The 23,293-nt window shown below is 62.4% G+C and carries 26 protein-coding genes; 20 read left to right on the top strand and 6 right to left on the bottom strand.

The annotated features are described in order from the left end of the window. Window positions 1–32: 32 nt before the first annotated feature. The 9 genes from QMN23_RS16855 to pepN all read left to right on the top strand — a co-directional run bounded on the left by QMN23_RS16855 (window position 33) and on the right by pepN (window position 7,877). Window positions 33–470 (top strand): Fur family transcriptional regulator, encoded by a 438-nt coding sequence (locus QMN23_RS16855; RefSeq protein ID WP_282000492.1) that lies wholly within the window; start codon window positions 33–35, stop codon window positions 468–470. Then, a complete protein-coding gene (locus tag QMN23_RS16850) occupies window positions 455–1,399 on the top strand; it encodes a metal ABC transporter substrate-binding protein (protein ID WP_282000491.1) in 945 nt (314 codons plus the stop codon). The genes QMN23_RS16855 and QMN23_RS16850 overlap by 16 nt, the downstream gene beginning before the upstream one ends. Continuing rightward, window positions 1,390–2,142: a metal ABC transporter ATP-binding protein gene (locus tag QMN23_RS16845; protein WP_282000490.1), complete on the top strand. Its 753-nt coding sequence runs from the start codon at window positions 1,390–1,392 to the stop codon at window positions 2,140–2,142. Before QMN23_RS16850 ends, QMN23_RS16845 begins: the two co-directional genes overlap by 10 nt. A gap of 47 nt (window positions 2,143–2,189) precedes the next feature. After that, window positions 2,190–3,020 carry a metal ABC transporter permease gene (locus QMN23_RS16840; RefSeq protein ID WP_282000489.1) on the top strand — a complete coding sequence of 277 codons (831 nt, stop codon included), beginning with the start codon at window positions 2,190–2,192 and terminating at the stop codon, window positions 3,018–3,020. A gap of 120 nt (window positions 3,021–3,140) precedes the next feature. Next, a complete protein-coding gene (gene nikR / locus QMN23_RS16835) occupies window positions 3,141–3,560 on the top strand; it encodes a nickel-responsive transcriptional regulator NikR (protein ID WP_282000488.1) in 420 nt (139 codons plus the stop codon). 54 nt (window positions 3,561–3,614) lie between these two features. Next, a complete protein-coding gene (folK, locus tag QMN23_RS16830) occupies window positions 3,615–4,103 on the top strand; it encodes a 2-amino-4-hydroxy-6-hydroxymethyldihydropteridine diphosphokinase (protein WP_282000487.1) in 489 nt (162 codons plus the stop codon). Between the two features lie 9 nt (window positions 4,104–4,112). After that, the gene (locus QMN23_RS16825) at window positions 4,113–4,358 is read left to right on the top strand and encodes a transcriptional regulator (protein ID WP_282000486.1); all 246 of its coding nucleotides are present in this window, start codon (window positions 4,113–4,115) and stop codon (window positions 4,356–4,358) included. Between the two features lie 76 nt (window positions 4,359–4,434). Then, window positions 4,435–5,079 carry a fructose-6-phosphate aldolase gene (gene fsa, locus QMN23_RS16820; RefSeq protein ID WP_282000485.1) on the top strand — a complete coding sequence of 215 codons (645 nt, stop codon included), beginning with the start codon at window positions 4,435–4,437 and terminating at the stop codon, window positions 5,077–5,079. A gap of 155 nt (window positions 5,080–5,234) precedes the next feature. Next, complete coding sequence (gene pepN / locus QMN23_RS16815) at window positions 5,235–7,877, top strand: aminopeptidase N (protein ID WP_282000484.1); 2,643 nt, start codon at window positions 5,235–5,237, stop codon at window positions 7,875–7,877. Here pepN and QMN23_RS16810 read toward each other — a convergent pair. After that, entirely contained in the window at window positions 7,874–8,479 is a 606-nt protein-coding gene (locus QMN23_RS16810) for a DedA family protein (protein WP_282000483.1), read from the bottom strand. The genes pepN and QMN23_RS16810 overlap by 4 nt on opposite strands. 86 nt (window positions 8,480–8,565) lie before the next feature. Between QMN23_RS16810 and QMN23_RS16805 the strand changes: the two genes are divergently transcribed. The 5 genes from QMN23_RS16805 to QMN23_RS16785 all read left to right on the top strand — a co-directional run bounded on the left by QMN23_RS16805 (window position 8,566) and on the right by QMN23_RS16785 (window position 13,494). Continuing rightward, window positions 8,566–10,215 carry a putative manganese-dependent inorganic diphosphatase gene (locus QMN23_RS16805; protein WP_282000482.1) on the top strand — a complete coding sequence of 550 codons (1,650 nt, stop codon included), beginning with the start codon at window positions 8,566–8,568 and terminating at the stop codon, window positions 10,213–10,215. A gap of 25 nt (window positions 10,216–10,240) precedes the next feature. After that, window positions 10,241–12,055 carry a bifunctional homocysteine S-methyltransferase/methylenetetrahydrofolate reductase gene (locus QMN23_RS16800; protein ID WP_282000481.1) on the top strand — a complete coding sequence of 605 codons (1,815 nt, stop codon included), beginning with the start codon at window positions 10,241–10,243 and terminating at the stop codon, window positions 12,053–12,055. 50 nt (window positions 12,056–12,105) lie between these two features. Next, the gene (locus QMN23_RS16795; RefSeq protein ID WP_282000480.1) at window positions 12,106–12,516 is read left to right on the top strand and encodes a hypothetical protein; all 411 of its coding nucleotides are present in this window, start codon (window positions 12,106–12,108) and stop codon (window positions 12,514–12,516) included. A 142-nt stretch (window positions 12,517–12,658) separates the two neighbouring features. Further along, on the top strand, window positions 12,659–12,904 hold the full coding sequence (locus QMN23_RS16790; protein WP_282000479.1) for a YtxH domain-containing protein: 246 nt from the start codon (window positions 12,659–12,661) through the stop codon (window positions 12,902–12,904). After that, complete coding sequence (locus QMN23_RS16785) at window positions 12,892–13,494, top strand: flavodoxin family protein (RefSeq protein WP_282000478.1); 603 nt, start codon at window positions 12,892–12,894, stop codon at window positions 13,492–13,494. Before QMN23_RS16790 ends, QMN23_RS16785 begins: the two co-directional genes overlap by 13 nt. Before the next feature lie 41 nt (window positions 13,495–13,535). Here the strand turns inward: QMN23_RS16785 and QMN23_RS16780 are convergent, their stop codons facing one another. The 4 genes from QMN23_RS16780 to QMN23_RS16765 all read right to left on the bottom strand — a co-directional run bounded on the left by QMN23_RS16780 (window position 13,536) and on the right by QMN23_RS16765 (window position 15,146). Continuing rightward, a complete protein-coding gene (locus QMN23_RS16780) occupies window positions 13,536–13,829 on the bottom strand; it encodes a Dabb family protein (RefSeq protein WP_282000477.1) in 294 nt (97 codons plus the stop codon). A gap of 92 nt (window positions 13,830–13,921) precedes the next feature. Continuing rightward, window positions 13,922–14,182: a hypothetical protein gene (locus QMN23_RS16775; RefSeq protein WP_282000476.1), complete on the bottom strand. Its 261-nt coding sequence runs from the start codon at window positions 14,180–14,182 to the stop codon at window positions 13,922–13,924. A gap of 164 nt (window positions 14,183–14,346) precedes the next feature. Continuing rightward, window positions 14,347–14,607, bottom strand: coding sequence for a hypothetical protein (locus tag QMN23_RS16770; protein WP_282000475.1), 261 nt, complete (start codon window positions 14,605–14,607; stop codon window positions 14,347–14,349). Window positions 14,608–14,654: 47 nt separating this feature from the next. Then, window positions 14,655–15,146, bottom strand: a complete 492-nt coding sequence (locus tag QMN23_RS16765) for a ferritin-like domain-containing protein (RefSeq protein ID WP_282000474.1) — start codon at window positions 15,144–15,146, stop codon at window positions 14,655–14,657. Between the two features lie 367 nt (window positions 15,147–15,513). On the opposite strand from QMN23_RS16765, the gene QMN23_RS16760 reads away from it, so the two are divergent. The 6 genes from QMN23_RS16760 to modC all read left to right on the top strand — a co-directional run bounded on the left by QMN23_RS16760 (window position 15,514) and on the right by modC (window position 21,346). Beyond that, entirely contained in the window at window positions 15,514–16,779 is a 1,266-nt protein-coding gene (locus QMN23_RS16760) for an OprO/OprP family phosphate-selective porin (RefSeq protein ID WP_282000473.1), read from the top strand. Between the two features lie 248 nt (window positions 16,780–17,027). Continuing rightward, a complete protein-coding gene (locus QMN23_RS16755; RefSeq protein WP_282000472.1) occupies window positions 17,028–17,837 on the top strand; it encodes a TOBE domain-containing protein in 810 nt (269 codons plus the stop codon). Window positions 17,838–17,943: 106 nt separating this feature from the next. Then, entirely contained in the window at window positions 17,944–18,798 is an 855-nt protein-coding gene (modD, locus tag QMN23_RS16750; RefSeq protein ID WP_282000471.1) for a ModD protein, read from the top strand. A 46-nt stretch (window positions 18,799–18,844) separates the two neighbouring features. After that, entirely contained in the window at window positions 18,845–19,603 is a 759-nt protein-coding gene (gene modA, locus QMN23_RS16745) for a molybdate ABC transporter substrate-binding protein (RefSeq protein ID WP_282000470.1), read from the top strand. 3 nt (window positions 19,604–19,606) lie between these two features. Next, window positions 19,607–20,290, top strand: a complete 684-nt coding sequence (gene modB, locus QMN23_RS16740; protein WP_282000469.1) for a molybdate ABC transporter permease subunit — start codon at window positions 19,607–19,609, stop codon at window positions 20,288–20,290. Then, a complete protein-coding gene (gene modC, locus QMN23_RS16735) occupies window positions 20,291–21,346 on the top strand; it encodes a molybdenum ABC transporter ATP-binding protein (protein WP_282000468.1) in 1,056 nt (351 codons plus the stop codon). Between the two features lie 8 nt (window positions 21,347–21,354). On the opposite strand, the gene QMN23_RS16730 is transcribed toward modC, so the two are convergent. Beyond that, complete coding sequence (locus QMN23_RS16730; protein ID WP_282000467.1) at window positions 21,355–23,265, bottom strand: LTA synthase family protein; 1,911 nt, start codon at window positions 23,263–23,265, stop codon at window positions 21,355–21,357. Window positions 23,266–23,293 lie beyond the last annotated feature (28 nt).

Genomic DNA, 23,293 nt, shown 5'->3' with positions numbered 1-23,293 from the left:
TGGAAATGATTTCTGTTTGACTGGATGTGACAATGTCCCAGCAGTTCGATGCCATACTCCGCGGCCTGAAGCTGAAGATCACGCCGAAACGCCGGGCAATCCTCGAAATCCTCGCCGGCGAGGGGGGGTATGCCAGCCCCGAAGAGGTCTGGCACCAGCTGAAGCTCCGCTTCGACCGGGTTGGGCTGCCGACCGTCTACCGGAACCTGGAAGAGTTGGCGACCGGAGGGGCGATCAGCAAGATCATCCACCCGAACCGGCAGCTGTACTACTATTACTGCGGCAACCGGGAGCATCACCATCATTTCGTCTGCCTTTCCTGCCGGCGGGTCGAGGATGTGGCCTTTTGCGCCCTTGCCGAACTGGAAAAGGCGGTCGCGGGGCGGATCGTTTCCCACGTCTTCCAGGCCAACGGCTATTGTCGGGAGTGTTCGCAGAACAGGGAGGATTCGCTATGCGACGTTGGTTGATTGCTGTGGTGGCGCTGGCGGCACTGTTGGCCGTCCTGGCCGGCTGTCGTCGGGAAGGACCCCGGTCGGGGGGGGCGCACGGGATTTCGGTCGTCACGACGATCTTCCCGCTTTACGATTTTGCCCGGGCGGTTGCTGGCGGGAAGGCCGAGGTGACGATGCTGCTGCCGCCGGGGGTGGAGCCGCATGGCTTCGAGCCCCGTCCCGACGACATCGTCCGGATCAACAAGGCGGACGTCTTCGTCTACACCAACCGGGCCCTGGAACCGTGGGCCGACGACCTGGTCAGAGGGGCGGACCGGAGCCGGCTGATCGTCGTCGATGCCAGCCGGGGGACGCAGCTGCTGCCGGTGCCGGCCGGGGAGGGGGGGGGCGATTCCCATCGCTACGACGAGGCGAGCATGGACCCCCATGTCTGGCTCGATTTTGCCAATGCCCAGGTGATGGTCGACAACATCGCCACGGCGCTGGCGACGAAAGACCCCGCCAATCGCGGCTATTATCTGGCCAATGCGGCAGCCTACAAGGGCAAGCTGGCCGAACTCGACCAACAGTACCGGCGTGGCCTCGCCAACTGTGCCAAACGGACGTTCATTGCCGGCGGCCATTTCGCCTTCGGTTATCTCGCCCATCGCTACGGGCTTCATTATGAAGCGGCCTATGCGGTCAGCGCCGATGCAGAGCCGACCCCGGCCAAACTGGCAGAACTGATAACCCTTATCCGCCGGGACGGGCTGCACTACATCTATACCGAAGAGATGATCGATCCCCGGACGGCCGAAACCATTGCCCGGGAGACCGGGGCGAAGGTGCTCAGGCTGAATGCCGCCCATACGGTCAGCCGGGACGACCTGGCCCGCGGGGTGACGTTCCTGTCGTTGATGGAGCGGAATCTCGCCAGCCTGCGGGAGGGACTCCAGTGTCGTTGACCGTGGTTGACGTCCGGGACGTGTCGTTGCAGTACCATGGCGCCGAGGCGCTCCGCGAGGTCTCCTTTGCCGTGGCCGAAGGGGATTACGTCGGGATCGTCGGTCCGAACGGCTCCGGCAAGAGCACGCTGATCCGCTGCCTGCTCGGCTTGGCCCGGCCCGACCGCGGGGCCATCGAACTGTTCGGCTCTCCCCTTGCCGCCTTCGACCAGTGGCACCGGATCGGCTATCTTCCCCAGGGGCTCCAGTACTTCAATCCCCACTTTCCGGCGACGGTCGCCGAGGTGGTCGGCCTTGGCCTGTTGGCGGGAAAACGCTTTCCCCGGCGGGTGAGCCGCGACGACCGGGGGGCCATCGACCGGGCGCTGGAGCTGATGGGGATCGGCCCGATCCGGGACCGGCTGATCGGCGACCTTTCCGGCGGGTTGCGGCAGCGGACGCTCCTGGCGCGGGCGCTGGTCAGCGAACCCGAGCTGCTGGTGCTCGACGAGCCGACCACCGCCCTCGATCCGGAGACCCGCGAGAGCTTTTACCACATTCTCCGGCAGCTGAACCGGGAGCGGCGGACGACGGTCATCCTGGTGACCCACGATAGCGGCACCATCGGTCAGTACGCCTCGCGGCTCCTTTACCTCGACAAGCGGGTCGTCTTTTACGGCGGGTTCGACGATTTCTGCGGTTCGGCGGAAATGTCGGACTTCTTCGGCATCCATTCGCAACACCTGATCTGCCATCGTCACTGAGCGGCGGCACGACCGGCGGGAGTCTCCCTCCGTCACCGGGATTCGTTATGACCTTTTCCGAGATTTTCCAGTATGGTTTTCTGGTGCGGGCACTAATCGCCGGTTCGCTGGTTGCCGCGCTCTGCGCGATCCTCGGCGTCTTCCTGGTGCTGCGCCGGCTGTCGCTGATCGGCGATGGTCTGGCCCACGTCACCTTCGGTAGCGTGGCGCTGGCGCTCTTCCTCGGTTTCCGGTCGGCCTACGCCACCCTCGGTGCCATCCCAGCCGTTCTCCTGGCGGCCTTCGGCATCCTCAAGCTGGCGGAGCGGGCGCGGATTTACGGCGATGCGGCGATCGGCATCGTCTCGTCGGTCGGGATTGCCGTCGGCATCATGCTGGCGAGCCTGGCCGGCGGTTTCAATATCGACCTGTTCAGCTACCTGTTCGGCAATATCCTCTCGATCAGCCGTTTCGAGCTGTCTCAGACGGTGATCCTCTTCGTTGTCGTCGTGGCGACGGTGATCCTCTTCTATCACGATCTGCTGGCAATCACCTTCGACGAGGAGCTGGCGCGCACGTCGGGGATCCGGGCCGACCGGATCAACACGGTGCTGGTGCTGCTCACCGCGCTGACCGTTGTCCTGGCCATGAAGGTGGTCGGGATCATGCTCATCTCGGCCCTGCTCATCCTGCCGGCAGTCACCTCGCTGCAGTTCGCGCGCGGCTTCCGGGTAGCCATGGTCCTGGCGGTCCTGCTCGGGGTCCTCTCCGTCGTTGCCGGGATCGTCATTTCTTTCCTCGGCAACCTGCCGACCGGGGCGACGATCATCCTAGTCAATTTCACCTTCTTTGCCGCGGCGTTCGCTCTCCGTCACCTCCGCTACCTTGCCGGTGCCTGAGGGGGGGGCGTTCGTCGCTGCGTCGCCGGGAAAAGGCACTTTTTTGTTTAACTCTCGGAGAAAGTAATTTATTATCGCAGCCGTTTTGCGATATCCGTTGCCGCCAGGGGGAGAGGGAGCATGGGGGAGACCGTCAGGTTCGGCATCTCGATCGACGATAAACTGCTCGACAATTTCGACCAGCTCATCGAGCAGAAAGGGTACATGAATCGCTCGGAGGCGATCCGGGACCTGATCCGGGGCGCCCTGGTGGAGCTCAAGTGGGAAGGCGGCGAGGAGGAGACGGTCGGCACCGTCACGCTCGTCTACGATCACCACGTCCGCGACCTCTCCGACAAGCTGACCGAACAACAGCACGCCCATCACGACAAGGTCATCTCGGCCCTTCATGTCCATCTCGATGCCCATAACTGCCTGGAGGTGCTGGTGGTGCGGGGGAAGGCGCGGGACGTGAAGAAGATCGCCGACGAACTGATCGGCGTCAAAGGGGTGAAACACGGCAAGCTGGTGATGACCACCACCGGCGAAGAGCTTCATTGACCGGCGGCTGGCGCCCGGTTTGCAAAAATTACCGAAATATGGTGTAATTGCCTCGTGGAATCAAAGGTTTTTATCGCCCTTGGCAGCAACCTGGGAGACCGGGAGCTGAATCTCCTCCGGGGGATTGCGGAGATCGGCAAGCTGCCCGGCACCAGGATTACCGCTCTCTCGCCCTTCTACGACACCGAACCGGTCAGCACGGTCCGGCAGGACAACTTCCTCAACGCGGTCCTGCGCCTGGAGACGGAATTGGCGCCCCGGCAGCTGCTCGAAGCGCTGCAGCGGATCGAAACCGGCGTCTTCCGGCGAACGCGGGAGGTTGCCGGCGGCCCCCGCGCTATGGATCTGGACATACTGTTCTATGGTGATCTGGTAGTGGACGAGCCCGACCTGGTCATTCCCCATCCTCGGCTGCATCAGCGGCGTTTCGTTCTCGAACCGCTGGCTGCCATCGCCGGCGAGCTGGTTCATCCGCTGCTCGGCAAGCGGGTTGACGAACTGCTCCGCGCGCTGCCGCCGGGCGAGCAGGTGACGAAAATCTAGGAGTTGCCCGTGCGACTGTTGATCTGGCTGGTCCTCATCTATGTCGGCATCAAGATCTTCAAGGGAATCGGCCGCCAGGAGAAAGAGCCGGCGGCCCCGACCGGGCCGACCAAGGAAGAAACCTTCCAGGACCCCGTCTGTGGCGTCTACGTGAGCGAGGACGATGCCGTCATCGGCCGGGTCGACGGCGAGCGGGTTTATTTCTGTTCGATGGCCTGCCTGGAGAAATATCGCGCCGGCCTCGAACAGAAGTAGTTCCTCATCCGGAATTCCCGGAGGGGGACAATGTACGTCAACGGCTGACAAGCACATATCAATGGAGGAAATGAACATGAAATTTTTCATCGACACGGCGGACGTTAACGAAATCCGCGAAGCCCACGACCTGGGACTGGTCGACGGGGTGACCACCAACCCCTCGTTGATCGCCAAATCCGGCCGGAAATTCGAAGACGTCATCAAGGAGATCACCGGGATCGTCGACGGTCCCATCTCCGCCGAAGTGGTTTCCCTCGATCACGAAGGGATGATCCGCGAAGCGGAAGTGCTGGCCAAGATCCACAAGAACATCGTCATTAAGCTGCCGATGACTCCGGAAGGGCTCAAGGCCTGCGCCACCCTGACCAAGGAAGGGATCAAGACCAACGTCACCCTGATCTTCACCCCGATGCAGGCGCTGCTCGCCGCCAAGGCCGGCGCCACCTACGTCTCCCCCTTCGTCGGCCGCCTCGACGACATCTCCCAGGACGGCATGGGGATCGTCGACGAGATCAAGACCATCTTCGACAACTACGGCTACCAGGCGGAGATCATCGTTGCCAGCGTCCGCAACCCTGTTCACGTCCTGAACGCCGCCTTGATCGGCGCCGATATCGCCACCATCCCCTACTCGGTTATGCTCCAGCTCTGCAAGCACCCGCTGACCGACGCCGGCATCGAGCGCTTCCTGAAGGATTGGGAGAAGGTGCCGAAGTAAACCTTCCGGCCGCTGGTAATCAGTGCCGATGACTCAACCTGCCCCGGCGCGCTCGCGCCGGGGTTTTTTCGTTGTTCTTGGCCGGGAGCCGGTTTGCTGGTACACTTTTCCCCGAGCGCCGCGCCGCGCTCCCATCAACCCTTCGCGAGGCCGCCATGACCGAAGCCGCTCATCCCACTATCCACCGCCAGGACTATACGTCCCCCCCTTACCTCGTCGACAGCGTCGAGCTCCGCTTCGAGCTGGGCGAGGAGACCACGCTGGTTACCTCCCGGCTGGCGATGCGGGCCGCCGGCGAACAGTCACCGCTGGTCCTCGACGGCCACCGCTTCGTGCTGCGCGCACTTCGCCTCGACGGGGAGTTGCTGCCGGCCGACCGCTATGTCGTCGAGCCGGAACGACTCGTCATTGCCACGGTGCCGCCGGCCTTCACTCTCGAAGTCGTGACCGAACTTCGGCCCCAGGACAACACCGCCCTGGAGGGGCTCTACCGCTCGGCGGGGATGTTCTGTACCCAGTGCGAGGCCCAGGGTTTCCGTTCGATTACCTACTTTCCTGATCGCCCCGACGTGCTGGCGGTCTATACCACCACCATCGTCGCCGACCGTCACCACTATCCGGTACTGCTCGCCAACGGCAACCGGGTCGACGCCGGCGAGTTGCCTGACGGCCGGCACTTTGCCCGCTGGCACGACCCGTTCCGCAAGCCGTGCTATCTTTTTGCCCTGGTGGCCGGCGACCTGGCGTGTGTCGAGGATCGTTTCACCATCGCTTCCGGCCGGGAGGTGGCGCTCCGAATCTATGTCCAGGAAAAGAACCGTCACAAGTGCGACCATGCGCTCCGCTCACTGCAGCGGGCGATGCGCTGGGACGAAGAGACTTTCGGCCGGGAGTATGATCTCGATATCTACATGATCGTGGCGGTGGACGATTTCAATATGGGGGCGATGGAGAACAAAGGCCTCAACGTCTTCAATTCCCGCTACGTCCTGGCAAGCCCGGAAACCGCCACCGACGAAGATTTTCAGGCGATCGAAGAGGTGATCGGCCACGAGTATTTCCACAACTGGACCGGTAACCGGATCACCTGCCGCGACTGGTTCCAGCTTTCCCTCAAGGAAGGGCTGACCATCTACCGCGATCAGGAATTCTCGGCCGACATGACGTCCCGGGGGGTGAAACGGATCACCGACGTGCGCTATCTCCGGACCAGCCAGTTCGCCGAGGATGCCGGCCCGATGGCCCATCCGGTCCGACCCGACTCCTACCTGGAAATCAACAACTTCTATACTACCACCGTCTACCAGAAAGGGGCGGAAGTGATCCGGATGCTCCATACCCTGCTCGGTGCCGCGGCATTCCGGCGGGGGATGGACCTCTATTTCGCCCGCCATGACGGTCAGGCGGTGACCATCGAGGAGTTCGTGCAGGCGATGGCCGATGCCGGGAAGGTCGACCTGACGCAGTTCCGCCGCTGGTACAGCCAGGCCGGCACGCCGCTCTTGGCCGCGGCGGGGAACTTCGATGCGGCAAGCGGCACGTTCACCCTGACCATTCGGCAATCGTGTCCGCCGACGCCGGGACAGCCGGAGAAGGAGCCGTTGCTCATCCCACTGGCCATGGGGCTGCTCGGTCAGGACGGCAGCGAGCTCCCCTGCACCCTGGCCGGCGAAGCCGTTGCCGGTCCGAAGACCCGGCTGCTGACCCTGCGGCAGGCCGAAGAACGCTTCACCTTCAGCGGGCTGGCCGCCAAGCCGGTGCCGGCCCTGCTGCGGGGCTTCTCGGCGCCGGTGAAGCTCTCCTACCCCTACGAGCACGACGAATTTGTCCGGCTGCTGACCCACGAGTCCGACCCCTTCTGTCGCTGGGAGGCGGGCCAACAGCTGGCCGGCGGCATCCTGCTCGGGCTGGCGGCCGACCAGCGGGCCGGGCGGGAACTGCACCTCGACACGGGCTTTATCGCCGCCTTCGAGTCGCTGTTGACCGGCGGCTGCGCCGATTGCGCCTTTCTGGCCGAACTCCTTACCCTGCCGTCGGAGGCCTACCTGGCGGAGCAGCAGGCGGTGGTCGATCCCGAGGCGCTCCATGTCGCGCGCCAGTTTGTCCGCCGGACCTTGGCGCTTTCCCTGCAGAACGAATTCCTGGCAGTGCGTGCCGAATGCCTGAGCCGGCTTCCCTACGGCGTTGCCGATGGCCGGGCCGGCCAGCGGCGGCTTGCCAACCTCTGCCTTGCCTACCTGATGACCCTGGGTGAGCCGTCGGTCATCGACCTCTGCATGACCCAGTTCCGGGAGGCGGACAATATGACCGACGTGATGGGGGCGCTGTCGCCGCTTGCCTCCTGCGACTGCCCGGAGCGCGACGAGGCGCTGGCCGTCTTTTACGAACGCTGGCGCGACGACCGGCAGGTGGTGGACAAGTGGTTCACCCTCCAGGCGACGTCCTCGCTCCCCGGTACCATTGCCGAAGTACGGGCGCTGCTCGAACATCCCGCCTTCGAGCTGACCAACCCGAACCGTTTCCGGGCGCTGGTCGGGGCCTTCGCGATGGCAAACCCGGTCCGCTTCCATGCCGCCGACGGCAGCGGTTACCGGTTGCTCGGCGACCAGCTCTGCCGGCTGATTCCGCTCAATCCCCAGGTCTCGGCCCGGATGGCGGCGCCGCTGACCCGCTGGCGGCGTTTCGATCCGGCTCGCCAGGCGTTGATGCGGGCCGAGCTGGAACGGCTGCGCGCGCTGCCCGGCCTGCCGCGGGATGTCTATGAAGTGGTGGAAAAGAGTCTGGCGATGCCGGCCTAATCGCGGGCGCTCTTGCGCCGGTGATGGCGGACGTAGACGGCGATCAGGATGGCGCTGAAGATGACGACCCCGATCAGGGCATGGTGGGAATACTGCAGGATCAGCTGCTGGTTGCGGCCGATCACGTAGCCGATCATGGTCAGGATGGTGCACCAGAGGCCGGCGCCGAGGACCGTGTAGAGGGAGAATTTCCAGTGATGCATGCCGGCCAGGCCCGCGGGGAGCGAAATCAGGTGGCGGATCACCGGCAGCAGCCGGGCGATGAAGGTTGAAATCTCGCCATGTTTGTGAAAAAATGTCTCGACCGTGGCGAATTTTTCCTCGGTTATCCAGACGTATTTGCCGTATTTGAGAATGAGCGGCCGGCCGAGATAGTGGGCGGCGAAATAGTTGGCGTAGGCGCCGACCAGGCTGCCGGCGGTGCCGCAGAGGACGGCCAGAACGGCGTTCATGTCGCCCTGCTGGGCAAGGTAGCCGGCCGGCGGCATGACCAGTTCGCTCGGAATCGGGATCACCGAGCTCTCCATGGCCATGAGGAGAAAGATTCCCGGGTATCCCATGGCACCGATGGTCATTACCAACCACGTTATCGCTTCTTGCATGATTTCCGTCCTTCTCAGGCAGGGGATGAAAGTCCCTCTATAACACGGACTTCCCGTAATTTCCAGCAAAACCGCTAGGAGTTGGAATGGCAAAGAAAATCTACGTGATCGGTCATCGCAACCCCGATACCGATTCGATCGCGGCGGCTATCGGCTATGCCGAGCTGAAAAAAGTGCTCGGCCAGCCTGACGTCGAAGCGGCGATGGCCGGTGAGCCGAACCCGCAGACCCGCTATGTGCTCGACCGGCTTGACATTGCGCCGCCGCTCTACCTGGCCGATGTGCATCCGAAGGTACGGGACGTGCTGAACCGGCGACCGGTGACCGCAGCGGCGGCAATCCCGCTCAAGGAGGCGCTGGAGCTGTTCCATCGCTATACCATCCGGGTCCTGCCGGTGGTTGACGGCGACAATGTTCCCCTTGGTGTCGTCTCCCTGCTCAAACTCTCCGAGAAGTACCTGGTGGCCGGTACCGACCGCAAGCGCGGCATCGATGCCTCGCTCCGCTCGCTGGTCTCCTGTCTTGACGGTACCGTCCTGGTCGGCAGCCCGGCGGGGGATGAACTGGAGCATCTCCATCTCTTCATCGGCGCGATGCGGGAGGAATCCTTCAGTTCGCGGATCGCCGGCTACGATGCGGCAACCCTGCTGATTATGACCGGCGACCGGCAGGGGATCCAGGAGGCGGCCGTCGAGCGGGGGGTGCGGCTTTTGGTGGTCACCGGGGGGCTGCCGGTGGCCGACGCAATCGTCGCCCGGGCCCGGGAACAGGGGGTGACGATCATTTCCACCCCCCACGACACCTCGACCGCCGCCTGGCTGGCCCGGCTCGCCACCCCCCTTGCCTGCTTCGTCGAACCGCGCTTCGAGAAGATCGGCGTCGGCGAACCGCTCGACCATCTGCGGCTCAAGCTTCTCCATTCCGGCGAGCCGGCGGTCGTAGCGGTGGAGGAGGACGGGACGATCGCCGGGATCGCCACCAAGTCCTCGCTGTTGGCGCCGCTCCCCTATGCCCTGATCCTGGTCGATCACAACGAACTGGGCCAGGCGGTGCCCGGCGCCGAATCGGTGGAGATCGCCGAGGTGATCGATCACCACAAGCTCGGCAATCCGCCGACCAACCAGCCGATCATTTTCATGGTGGCGCCGGTGGGGAGCACCTGCACGGTGGTCGCCTCGCTGTTCCGCGAACGGGGGCTGACGCCGGCGGCGAAGATCGCGGCGCTGCTCCTAGCCGGAATTCTTTCCGATACGGTGATCCTCAAATCGCCGACCACTACCGGCCGGGACCGGGAGATGGTCGGCTGGCTGGAAGAGTGCGCCGGTCTCGATCACCTCTCCTTCGGCAAGGAGATGTTCTCCTCCTGCAGCGGCTTCGCCGCTCACGGGACGCCGCAGCAGGCGATCCGGGCCGATTTCAAGCACTTTACCGCCGGTGATACCCTGTTCGGCGTCGGCCAGGTGGAGGTGGTCGGCTTCGACGAGTTTCATGAACTCAAGGAGACGCTTCGCGAGGCGCTGAAGAAGGTGTTGGCCGAAGACCGGCTCCAGTTGGCGGGGCTGATGGTTACCGATATCCATACCGAAACCACCCTTTTCCTGGCCGAGGGGAAAAAGGAGCTGGCCCACGTCATGGGCTATCCCCAGCTGGAACCCCACCTCTACGAACTGAAAGGGGTCATGTCGCGCAAAAAGCAGCTGGTCCCCCATCTGCTCAAGGTCCTCGGCAAACTGTGAACCCTTCTTTCCAGGAGCACTGCGCTTGAATTTCCTCGATAGACTGCACAACGAAGTCCTGGTCGGCGACGGCGCCATCGGCACCATGTTTTTTGCCAAAGGGGTCAGCCTGGAAGCCAATGTCGAGCACCTGAACCTGGTCCGGCCGGCGCTGGTCACGGAACTGCACCGGGAATACCTGGCCGCCGGTTCCCGGGTGATCGAAACCAACACCTTCGGTGCCAACTATACCAAGCTGGCGGCGATCGGTCTGGAGAAGCGAGAGCGCGAGATCAACCTTCGCGGGGCGCAGCTGGCACGGGAGGCGGCGGGGAGCGATGCCTTCGTGGCTGGCTCGGTCGGCCCCCTGGTGCGGCTGCGGGGCGACGAGCGGGAGCTGACCGCGGCGGAGGCCGAGGAGATCTTTCGGCGCCAGATCGGGGCGCTAGCCGAAGGGGGGGTCGACCTGCTCCTCCTGGAGACCTTTACCGACCTCGACCAGCTCAAGCGGGCCGTGGCCGCGGCGCGCCAGACGAGCTTGCCGGTGGTGGCGAACATGGCCTTCCTGGAAAACGGCCGGATCGCCGGCGGCTTTTCCGTCGAGCGGGTCGCCCTGGAGCTGGCGGCGGCGGGTGCCGATGTGGTCGGCGCCAACTGCGGAGCGGGACCGTTGGAGATTCTTGGCACCATCGACCGGATGGCGCGGGTCGTCCCGTTGCCGTTGGCTGCCTATCCGAACAGCGGCTTTCCCGAATATCATAACGGCCGCTACGTGTACCGGACCACCCCCGATTACTTTGCCGACCGTGCCCTGGAAATGGTGGCGGCTGGTGCGTCGCTGGTCGGCGGCTGCTGCGGCACGACCCCGGAGCATGTCCGGCAGCTGGCGGCCCGCCTGGCGGGAGCCCGACCGGTCAGCCGCCAAGTCACGGTGCCGGAGTTTCCGGCGGAAGCGCCGCGGCCGGCGACGGGCGACCGGGTCGGTTTCCTCGCCCGCTGGGGCGAGGAGCCGGTGGTGACGGTCGAGCTCGATCCGCCGCGGGGCTTCGACTGCGACAAGGTGGTGGCCGGCAGCCGGGCACTCAAGGCGGCGGGGGCCGATGCGATCAATCTGGCGGAGAATCCGCTGGCCCGGATCAGGATGGGGAACATTGCCCTCGGCCGGCTGATCCAGGAGGAGGCGGGGATCGAGGTGATCGTCCACATCACCTGCCGGGACCGGAACCTGCTCGGCCTCCAGTCCGACCTGATGGGGGCGAGCCTGCTCGGCATCCGGCACATCCTGGCGGTGACCGGTGACCCGGCCAGGATCGGTGAACAGGCGGGAGCGACCTCGGTCTACGACCTCAACTCCTTCACCCTGATCAAGCTCCTCGCCGACCTGAATGCCGGGGTGAACGCCCTCGGCAATCCGCTTGGCCGTGGGGCGGGCTTCTCCATCGGGTGCGCCTTCAATCCCAACGGCCAGCGCCTCGAAGTCCAGGTGGCGCGTCTGGAGAAAAAAGTGGCCAACGGCGCCCGGTTCGTCCAGACCCAGCCGCTCTACGATATCGCCCGGCTCGACGAGATGCTGGCGCGGACCGCTTCGCTGGGGGTGCCGATTCTCCCCGGAATCCTGCCGCTGGTCAGTGAGCGGAACTGCGAATTCCTTCACAACGAGGTGCCGGGGATCGTCATCCCTGAAGAAATCCGCCAACGGATGCGGGGCAAGGATAAGGAGTCGGGGATCAGGGAAGGGCTGGCCATCGCCCGGGAGTTTATTGCGGCGGCCCGCGAGCGGGTCGGCGGTTTTTATCTGATTCCCCCCTTCGGCAAGTACGAAATCGCCGTCGAACTGGTGCGGTACATCAAGCAGCGCTGACCGGGCGCCCCCGGATCGGGGCGCCGCTACCGGTCGGGAAAGGGAAATCCATGCGTATTTATGAGACTGTAGCTCTGCTCGTGGTAGTGGTTGCCCTGGCCGGATGCCGTACCACCTACGGCATGGCGGAACAGTTCGGCAAGTTTAGCCAGGAGTATAACCGGCAGTGGCGCTGGCAGGAGCAGGAGCAGGCGTGCATCAATTTCGCTGCGGAGGATATCCGCGAGGAGTGCCTGCAACGGGCGCGGGCGGCGGAGGGGGTGTCGGTTGCCGACTACCGGGTCAAGAGTACCGACCTTGATCTGGAGAAAGGGACGGCAACGGTCCGGGTAGAGATCGACTACTATATTCTGCCGTCAACCCAGGTGAAAACCGTCGAGGATGTCCAAAAGTGGCGTTACGATGATGAGGAGGGGCGGGAGCGCTGGCGGCTCGTCTCCCTGCCGCCCGAATTCAAGTGATCCCCTGATGTTGGGCGGGGTGCGGTTTTGCCGGCGGTTAGTTCGGCCGGCCGGCTGCAACAAGAGGTTTTCTTGCGGGTCATTCTGTGCTAAGAATAGAAGAAGCTATTAATTCATGCTTACGATAAAAGGAGCACTCCGCATGTCAGACAGCAGAAGTTCGGATACCGCAGCGATCATCGCCTTTTTTGCCGGCGCCGCCCTGGCCGCCGGTGCCGCGATGCTCCTGACCCCCAAGACCGGCCGGGAGGTTCGGGAAAAACTCGGCGATGTGACCGATGATGCGGTCAGCAAAATCAAGTCGGCTGTTCGGGAAGCCAAGTTCAAGGCTAGCTGCTCGACGAAAGAAGAGCAGGACAAGTACGAAGGCGGCGGTTGCTGGATCTGATGGCGCCGGCCGATACGAAGAATATCGTCTGTCTTCTGGGGAGCCCCCGGCCGAACGGCACCAGCGCTACGATCGCCCGCCGTTTTCTCGATACGGCCGCCTCGCTCGGCGCTGTTACGAGAACTTTCCATCTCAATGCCCTGGCCTATCGAGGGTGCCAGGGCTGTTACGCCTGCAAGGGGCGGGTTGAGCGCTGTACGTTACGCGATGACCTGACGGCGGTGCTGGAAGCCGTCAAGGAGGCGGACATGACGGTGCTGGCCTCACCCGTCTATTACGGTGACGTAACTGCCCAGCTGAAGGGCTTCATCGATCGGACCTTTTCCTACCTGGTTCCCGACTTTCTCACCAGCAGCACCCCCAGCCGTCTCCCGCCCGGGAAAACGCTGGTCTTTATCCAGACCCAGGGTTTTCCCGACGAGCGGCAGTATGCCGATATCTTTCCCCGTTACGAATCGTTTTTGCGATGGTCCGGCTTTGCCGAATGCCACCTTGTCCGGGCTTGTGGTGTCGGGCGCGACGGCGCCACTGCCGTGAGTGAGGAGGTGCTGGCGCGGGCCGAAGAGGCCGCGCGCCGGCTGCTGGAATAGGGGACGGGATTTCCCCGCCGTGATGCCGGCGGAGTGAGATCTTAGGCCGATTGGTAGTCGACGGCGACGACCGACGAGGATACCGCCTTCATGTGGGGAATGATCGTCCCGGCATGATAGGGATGCACCTGGTAGGCCTGCAGATCGTCCATCGAGGCGAACTTGGTTGTCAATGCCAGATCGTATGAGCGTTCCGAACGGATGATGTCGGCACCTACCTCAAGATACTGCAGTTGCGGGATCTTGCCGGCCATACTCTCCAGCAGCTCCTTGGTCCGGCCGATGTTGTCCGCCGTCGGTTCGGCAAGTTTGAAAAAAACGATGTGAGTAATCATCAGTACTCCTCTCCTTTGTCGCGATATGGTACTTCCATTCCTGTTTCCTGTCGGATAACGGTTATCCCCGCATGTATCCTCATCGGCAACGGCTAGACAACGCCTGGAGCGGGAAATGATGGCGCTTGATCGATATCCGCCTCAAGTGTGACCTCGTTTCGACCACTCCCTTTACTCAGATACATTAGCCGGCCGGTCCGGTGGACCAGGCTGTCCACCGTGTCGTCTCGTCGGGCGAGGGTGCCGCCGACGGAAACGGTGACACCGATCATCGTGTCGGCGCAGGCGAAGTTGGATTGTTCGATGGGGCAACTGCAGTTGCAGAGTTGCCGGCCCAGCGGATCGACATGCATGAAAATGCCGGGGCGTTGTTTCAGGGCCGTCGAAGTCTAGCACAAGATCGCCGCGATTGCCACTGCCGGCAGTGCGGCAACGGGCAGTCATGCGGAGGTGGGATGACAGGGGGGATGGCGGGTGAGAGCACCCCTCCTGGCGAGGAGGGGTGCTCCCGGAGGAGCTAGGCAGGGCTCTTGCCGGTTACTGGCGGGGTTTCCACGGCAGGGGACTCAGCCTCCTCTTTGATGATGGAGGCGAAGCGGATGATGCCGGGGATCAGCTTCAGCGCCACGATTGCCGAGGCAAAGCTGAGGAAGGCACCGGCCAGGAGCCCATAATCGTCCGGATCGGGCATCCCCGCTGCGGCGGCGTGGGCGGCCAGACTCAGGAGGACCAGGAGGGCGATCAGCATGACGATGAAGCCAATTCCAACCACTTTCATAACTGCCTCCTTTACAACGAAGTAGATGGCGCCGGCCGGAGCCGCGCCTAGAACTCGTTCAAATTGCTGAATTCGCCCCAGCTCAGCTGCCATTTGGGGGCAGCAACGAAATCGTGAATATTCTCGACCCGCCGGTACGCTTTGCGTTCCATGGCGGCGATTTCATTGATCAGTGCCCGGGCTTCCGCATTGTTTTCACTGCTGGCCAACTCTTCGAAGAACCTGACGATATCCGCTTCGACCTGGATGGCGTGGCGGTAGGCATCGAGGTCGTTTTTGAGCAGGTCGATCGTGCCGCTCCCGGCGGCGAAGATCTTGCCGAAATTGCGCCAGGCCCGATCGAGCGCCAGGGAGTCGGCGTTGCAATGGGCGGAAGCTCCCCGCTTCATGGCCTGAAAGGTGTCATACAGTTCCTGCTGCTCTTCGGCGAGCATGCTGAAGACCGCCCTGATCCCGTTGAGCGAGGTTTCGGCGGCCAGTCGTTCGTAGTAGTTCTTCCCTAGTTCTTCCATCTGCAGCGCGAAATCGAGAACTTTCATTGGACCCTCCCCCGTGCCAGTGGAAATTAAACTTCTTTAACGGTATCCCATGATAGCACCGTGAATTGTGTTTACAATATGTATATTTTTTTTATTCTTTCGTTTTCCCCGGTCTGGTAGTGCCTGATTTTGCAGCACCTGCCCGGCAAAATGGCAACCGTTGTAGTTTTATGGATATAACGCTGGCCGGTGTGGGAATTACAAACCAAATAATTTCATGATGATATCGATACTGTAGCCTGGGAGGACAGTGTGGCATGCGTTATGTAATTGAGTATATAAAGCCGAGGGCAGGCACACTGCTTTCGCGGTCACCCAGCCGGTGGCAACGGGGGGGGCCAAACCAGTTCAGAAATGGAGGGGAAACATGAAAAGAGCAGTACGGGCAGGGGTGGCGCTTTCGCTGATTACCACTCTCGGTGGCGGGGTGGCGGAAGCCAAGACGCTTGAAGATGTCCTCAAGGAGAAGGGGGTGATCACCGAGGCGGACTACAAGGAAGTTACCAAGAGCAAACCGATTTATTATAAGCCAGGCAAAGGCTTCACCTTTACGGCGCCGGATGAAAAGTTTCAGCTTAGCCTGGGTGGGCGCCTCCAGGTGCGCTATACCTTCACCGACCTGGACAATAACGGCACCACGGGTGATTCGAGCAAATGGGAGGTCCGGCGGATGAAAATGTGGCTGAACGGCTACGCTTACAGCAAAGACCTTACCTATCTGCTGCAGGTGGATTTCGTCAACGGCAGTTCTTCGAAATTGCTCGAACATGCCTATCTCAATTACCGGCTGCTGGATGAGGTGCAACTCTTGGCGGGGCAGACCAAGATCCCGTTCGGCAGGCAGTGGCTGAACTCCTCCGGCGCACAGCAATTCGTCGACCGTTCCACCGCCTCCGACGCCTTCCGCCCTGGCTACGACGCGGGGGTCAAGCTGCATGGCGATATCGCCAGGGGATTTGCGACGTACGAATTCGGCCTGTACGGCGGCGCGGGTCAGAGCGTTGTCCGGACATCCAACGACAATGCCATCGCGGCCCGGGTAACGGTGAACCCCTTCGGCAAGATGGCCTATTCGGAAGGAGACCTCGACCGTAGCGCCAAGCCGAAGCTTTCCGTGGGGGCCAACTATTTCCGCGATACCCTGAAAGCGACCTACACCCCGGCGACGTCATCTACCGCCCTGGAAACGAATAACCTCACTTTTGCCGGCAGCAGCGGCTGGTTGGGCAAAGGGCTCAGCACCTTCACTGCCTCGGAAAAGATCGATGTCAACACCTTCGGCCTCGATGCCGCCATCAAGTGGCTCGGCGCATCGGCCCAGGCTGAATACCTGGTCGGCCAGGCCGACGGCCAGGACAGCAATGCCACCCTGCGGGCCCACGGGTTTTACGCCCAGGCCGGCTACTGTCTGATCCCCGGGACGGTGGAAGTGGCTCTCCGTTACTCTTATGTCGATCCGAACCGGGATAAGAGCAACGACCTGCAGAGCGATACCCAGGGGGCTCTGTCATGGTACATCAACAAGCACAACCTGAAGCTGCAGGGGGACGTGACCAACAGCCACAAACAGAACGGCACCAAGACAAGTACCGACGATATGATCTATCGTCTCCAGGCCCAGGTGACGTTTTAGCAGGCAGCTGTCGCCGGCCCGGTTGCCTCCCCTTTAAGCAGCTGCGGGGAGAACGGCGGTGTGGTCGATTTCGTCAACGGGAGCATTGGCGCGGATCGGCAGCCGATGCAGTACTCATTGGAACGAAAGATGCTTTGGCCGGTACGGAAGGTGCAACTGGCTCCATCGACGGAATAATCCTTTACAACGGTGGATTTTGCCGTATATGGATACTAAACTAATAAATCCGCACGAAGGAGTGCAGAACAATGGAGTGCGAAAAGCGGGCGGTTGAGCTGGCCGGGAACTTGTGGTTCCACAAGGCGGACCGGAAATTTCTCGGCGCCGACCGGATCACCCTGCTCGACAAGATCGATCAGTTCGGGTCCATCACCAAGGCGGCCAAGGCGGTGGGAATCAGTTACAAGACCGCCTGGGACGTCGTCAACCTGATGAACAACTTGGCCGACCGGCCACTGGTGGAACGGACCACCGGAGGGAAGGGGGGCGGCGGCACCCGGCTGACTGCCGATGGAAAAGAGGTTATCAACAAGTTCAGGATCATCCAGGAGGAGCACCGGAAGTTTCTGGACAATCTCACGGAAAGGCTTGGCGATGCCGACAGTCTTTACCTGTTCCTAAGGAGGATCTCAATGAAAGTCAGTGCGCGAAATGTTTTTCTCGGGACCATTACCGGCATTATCAAAGGGGCGGTCAACGCCGAGGTCACCTTGGGCCTTAAAGGGGGGACCCCGGTGGTTGCCACCGTTACTAATAACAGCGTCGACAGCCTGGGGTTGGCGGTCGGCAAGGAAGCCTATGCCATCATCAAGGCCAGTGCGGTGATTATCGGCACCGACCTCCATGATGCCAAGGTCAGTGCCCGCAACATCATGTGCGGGACGATCACCAAGATCATCGAAGGACCAGTCAACGCCGAAATCGATGTGGAAATCGGCGCCGGCAACACGATCAGCGCCGTCATCACCCATGAAAGCGCCCGGTCGCTCGGCCTGAAAGAAGGGGGGCATGCCTGCGCCTTATTTAAGGCATCGAGCGTCATTCTCGGCGTCAGTTAGCCGGGGAGGGGGGGAAGATCGGTCAGCACGGCAAGCATCTTCCCCCCTTTTTTTGATTGTCGTTATGGTTAACTGACTATAACGGAGCCGCGAAAGGATCTCACTCATGCCGTATCTGCTTTCCGACAGCGAGATAGAACGTTTCATCGATGAAGATCTTCCCTATGGCGATCTGACCACCCATCTCCTCGGAATCGGTGACCGGCCGGGAAGGATCGTATTTTCCTGCCGCCATGAAACGGTTCTGTGCTGCACCGAGGAGGCGGGGCGGGTACTGGAAAAATGTGGCGCCACCGTCCTGCGGGTCGAACCGAGCGGTAGCCGGAGGGCGGCGGGAGAGGAGTTCCTGGTGGCCGAGGGAAACGCCCGGGCGCTGCACGGCGGGTGGAAGGTGGCGCTCAACCTGGTGGAGTATGCCTCGGGGATTGCCAGCCGGACGGCACGGATCATCGCTGCCGCCCGGGCGGCCAATCCGGCGGTTGCCGTGGTCACGACCCGCAAGTCGTTCCCCGGGACGAAAAAGGTGGCGATCAAGGCGATCCTGGCCGGCGGCGCCCTGCCGCACCGGCTCGGTCTGTCGGAGACGGTGCTGGTCTTTCGGCAGCATACGGGATTCCTTGGCGGCTTGGCCGGTTTCCTGCCGGCGATCGACGATCTGCGGCGCCGGGCGCCGGAAACGACGCTGCTCGTCGAGGCGGAAGATGCCGCCGATGCCTTGGCGGCGGCCCGGGGCGGGGCCGATGTCGTCCAGTTGGACAAGCTCGAACCGGCGGCGCTGGCGCCGCTGGTCCGGGAGCTGCGCCGGGTGGCGCCGACGGTGAAGATTTCGGCCGCCGGCGGCATTAACGAGGACAATGTGGCGGCCTATGCGGCCACCGGGATTGATATCATCGTCCTGTCGTCGGTCTATTTCGGCAAGCCGGCCGATATCGGCGCCAGGATTCTGCCGGTTGGCGAGTGATTTTCTCGGCACTGGTACACCAATTACATCAACGGAGGAAGAGCGAATGACGATACGACGGAAGACGATGCAGCTGGCGCTGGCAATGCTGATTACCCTGCTGGGGGCGTCGGTGGCACTGGCCGGAGAAATCAAGTTGTCGGTGGCGGCGAGCCTCCGCGAGGTGGTCGTCGAACTGGCGGACAGTTTTGCCCGGCAGCATCCGGGGGTGACGATCCTGCGTAATTTCGGCGGTTCGGGAGCCCTGGCGAAGCAGATTGAAAACGGGGCACCGGCGGATATTTTCATCTCGGCCAACGAAGAGTGGATGGAGTACCTGAAAAAGCGGCATCTGCTGGACGACCAGAGCATCGGTACCTTTGCCTACAATACCCTGGTGTTTGCCGGGACCGGAGCGCGCAAGGCCAGCGGGATGGAAGATCTGGTCAAGCTCGAACGGATTGCCATCGGCAGTCCGAAAAGCGTTCCCGCCGGTCAGTACGCCATGGAGGCGATGCGCCGGGCCGGCGTCGCGGCGCAGCTCCAGAGCAAGCTGGTAATGGCCAGGGATGTGCGGGAAGCGATGCTCTACGCCGAGCGGGGCGAGGTCGATGGCGCCTTTGTCTACCGGACCGATGCCCAACTGCTGGGCAAACAGGCGAGAATTCTCTTCAGCGTTCCCCAGACGTTGTATGAGCGGGTGACCTATCCGCTGGCGCTGACCGCTGCCGGGGCGCGCAATGCCGATGCCCGGGCCTTCCTCGAATATCTTCGTTCGGCGGGGGCAAAGGGGGTGTTGGCGAAATACGGTTTTGCCCTGAAATAGCCGATGCTGTCGTTTACCCCAGCCGATATCGATGCAATCCGGCTCTCGGTCAAGGTCGCCGTGGCGGCGACGCTCTTCGCGCTTCCGTTCGGGTTCGCCGCCGCCTACCTGATCTCCTACTGCTCCTTTCGGGGGAAGGCGCTCGTGGAGGTTTTCATCAACCTCCCCTTGACCCTGCCGCCGGTGGTGGTCGGCTACATCCTGCTGCTCCTGCTCGGGCGGAACGGGCCCGTGGCCCCGCTGATGGAGCTGCTCGGGATTCGGATAATTTTTACCTGGAAGGCGGCGGTGATTGCCTCGTCGGTGGTCGGTTTCCCGCTGCTCGTCAGATCGATCCGGATCGGCATGGAGTCGATCGACGAGCGGCTGATCCAGGCTTCCCGCACCCTCGGTGCCTGCTGGTACGACACCCTGTTCACCATTATCGTTCCGCTGTCGTTTCGCGGGCTGATCGCCGGCTCATCGCTGATGTTCGCCCGCAGCCTCGGCGAGTTCGGGGCGACGATCATCGTCGCCGGCAACATTCCCGGCGTTACCCAGACCATCCCGCTGGCGATCTACGAATATGCCAGTTCGCCCGGCGGCGAGCGGATGGCCCTGGCGCTTTGTCTGGTGTCGGTATCGCTTTCCGTCGTGGTGCTGTTTTTCCACGAGTATCTCGGGCGGCGGCTGAGCAGGAGGGATTAGATGGAATTGCAGGTGCAGGTGAGCAAGCGCTACGATGACTTCAGTCTAGAGGCGGATTTTGCCGTCGCCGGCGAACGGTTCGGCATCTTCGGCGACTCCGGCAGTGGCAAGTCGACGCTGGTCGGTATGCTGACCGGCCTGGTCACTCCCGATCGCGGCGAAATCGTCTTCAACGGCGAACCGCTGTTCAGCAGCCGGCAACGACTCAATATCCCCCCTGAACGACGGCGGATCGGCATGGTGTTCCAGCACCCCCATCTTTTCCCCCATCTAAGCGTCCGGAGTAACTTGCTTTACGGCTTCAAACGGTGCGCCCCGGAATATCGGCGGGTTGATTTCGCGGCGCTGGTGGAGGTGTTGAAAATCGGCCATCTGCTCGACCGGGGGGTGACCAATCTTTCCGGCGGCGAGAAACAGCGGGTCGCCATCGGGCGGGCGGTTCTCTCGAACCCCCGGCTGCTGCTGATGGACGAGCCGCTTTCCGCCCTGGACGACAGCCTTCGTTTCCAGATCATTCCTTACCTCAAGAATGTCTGCGAGAACTTCGGCATCCCTTACCTGTTCATTTCCCACTCGCTGGTGGAGATGCGGTTGATGGCCGAGCGGGTGATCGTCTTCGAGCGGGGGCGGCAGGTAGAGGAGACGGAGGCAGAGGAGCTGGCGCGGGGGCGGATCGGCACCAGCCCGGTCGGTTATATCAATCTGCTGCGGCTCCGGGAGCCGGTGCCGCAAAACAGCCTGTACGCCTACCGCTGGGGCGATCTCCGGCTGCTGCTCACCGCTCCCGGCGGCGCGGGCGAGTCGATGTTCGAACTCTCTTCCAAGGATCTGATCCTGTTCAAGAAGCATCCCGAGGCGATCAGCGCCCGCAATCTCCTCGAATGCACGGTCAGCTCCCTGTTCACTTCCGGCAACAAGGTCGGCCTGGAACTGACCTCGGCCGGCGGGGTGCTGGTAGCCGAAATAGCCGGCGACACGGCGCGGGAAATGGAAATCGCCATCGGCAGCAAGGTCTTTGCCGCTATCAAGGCCTCGGCATTCCGGCCGCTGGGCTAACCGTTCAGTCAGCGGAGCCGGTTCAGCCGGTGCTTGTAGAGATAATTCGCCCCCTGGTAATAGGCAAGCATATCCATGAGATAGCGCTCTTCCATGGGTGCCGGCCGGGCTTCGCCGCTGGCCCGGTCGAAGCGGTACATGGCCGCCTGCTTCTGCGGTCCGAGGACGACGAGCCGGTCGTCTTCGATGTAACCGAGCTTCTGATAGGTGGAGATGAAGGCCCTGGCCACCCGGTCGTCCGCTTTCAGCAGGTCGCGGCCGAGGAAGTCGGTCCGATAGCTGAAGTTGAGCAGGCCGAGAATGGTCGGGGCGATATCGATCTGACTTGCCAGCCGGTCGACCCGACCCGGTTTGATGTGGTCCGGTGAGTACACGAGCAGGGGAATCTCGTATTTCTTGACCGGCAGTTCGGTTTTACCGGCGCTGCCATCGCAGTGGTCGGCAACGAAAACGAAGATGGTGTCCTTGAACCACGGCTCCTTGCGCACCTCGGCGATGAAACGGCCGATGGCGTAATCGGCGTACTTGACCCCGCCTTCCCGGCCGCTCTTGGGCGGGATGTCGATCCGCCCTGCCGGATAGGTGAACGGCCGATGGTTGGAGGTCGTCATCACCATGCTGAAAAACGGCCGGCCCTTCGCGTAGGATTTTCCCGCCTCCTTGATGACCTTGTGGTACAGGTCCTCGTCGCAGACCCCCCAGACGTTGGCAAAGGTGATTTCGTCCTTGGCAAAGTTCGTTCGATCGACAACATCGAAGCCATTGTTGGCGAAGAAGTAGTTCATGTTGTCGAAATAGCCGAAGCCGGCGTAGATGAAACGGGTGTCGTAGCCTTTGCTCCGCATTACCGAGCCCCAGGAGAAGAAGTCCTCGTTGCCCGGGCGTTTGACCATCGAGACTCCCGGCAGCGGGGGGAGGGAAAGGTTGATCGCTTCCAGTCCCCGCACCGTTCGGGTACCGGTGGCGTAGAGGTGGGTGAAGAGCAGCGATTCCTTGGCAAGCCGGTCCAGGTTAGGGGTCAGCCCTTCGGTGCTGCCGAAGGTGCCGAGGAACTTGGCACTGAGGCTTTCCTCAACCACGACGATGACGTTGAGCCGCTGTTCCTTCCCCTCGCCGGTGATGAACCGGGTCACTCCCGCCTGGCTGGGGGCGGCGAACCGGTTGTTCCGCTCCTGCACCAGGTCATGGAGCCGGGCCATTACCTGCCGGTCGTCCCGGCTCAGGTAAAACTGCCGAAAATCCAGTTCGTTATTGCGGAAGGCGGCCACCAGGCCGTAGATGCCGTTTCCTGCCAGTTCATTGGCGTAGGCATTGCCGGAGATGGCGGTGGCTGAAATATTCAGTAGAAGCAGTGCGGCTAGGGGAGCTGCCGCGAGCGCCAAGGCGAGACGGCGGCGCTGCCCCGCGAAGGTGGTCGCCGCTGCGCGGTCGATGAGCCGGCGCAACAGCACGACCGTCAGCAGGTCGACGGCGAATATGCCGCCCAAAAGCGCTGGCAACGGGTACGATTCCCGGATATTGCCCCATACTTCGTGGGTGTAGATGAGATAATCGACGGCGATGAAATTAAAGCGGGTGCCAAATTCTTCGAAAAAGAAATATTCCGCCACGCCGTCGAACAGCAGAGCATAGAGAATCAGGAAGAAGGCGCCGCGAACCACCCAACGGTGCAGCGGGTGCTGTACCAGTCGCTGCGGTGCCAGTAACAGGTAGATGATCGCCGGAATCAGGAAATAGCCGAGGGTGGCAGCGTCGTAAACGAGTCCCATGGCGTACGCCTTGGCGATCAGAAAGGGCGTCAGCCCGGCGTCCGCCGGGGTCATCAGCAGAAGAACGGTCCTGGTCGCCAGGGAAATCAGAAGAAAAAGCACGGCAAAGAGGGAGACGACACCGAAGCGGTATCGCGAGACAATGCGCATCTGGTTACTCCAGGGGGGAGCGCCTGGG

The organism is Geotalea uraniireducens (assembly GCF_027943965.1).
GTDB lineage: Bacteria > Desulfobacterota > Desulfuromonadia > Geobacterales > Geobacteraceae > Geobacter > Geobacter uraniireducens.
This window is presented reverse-complemented; position numbering and strand designations above follow the sequence as displayed.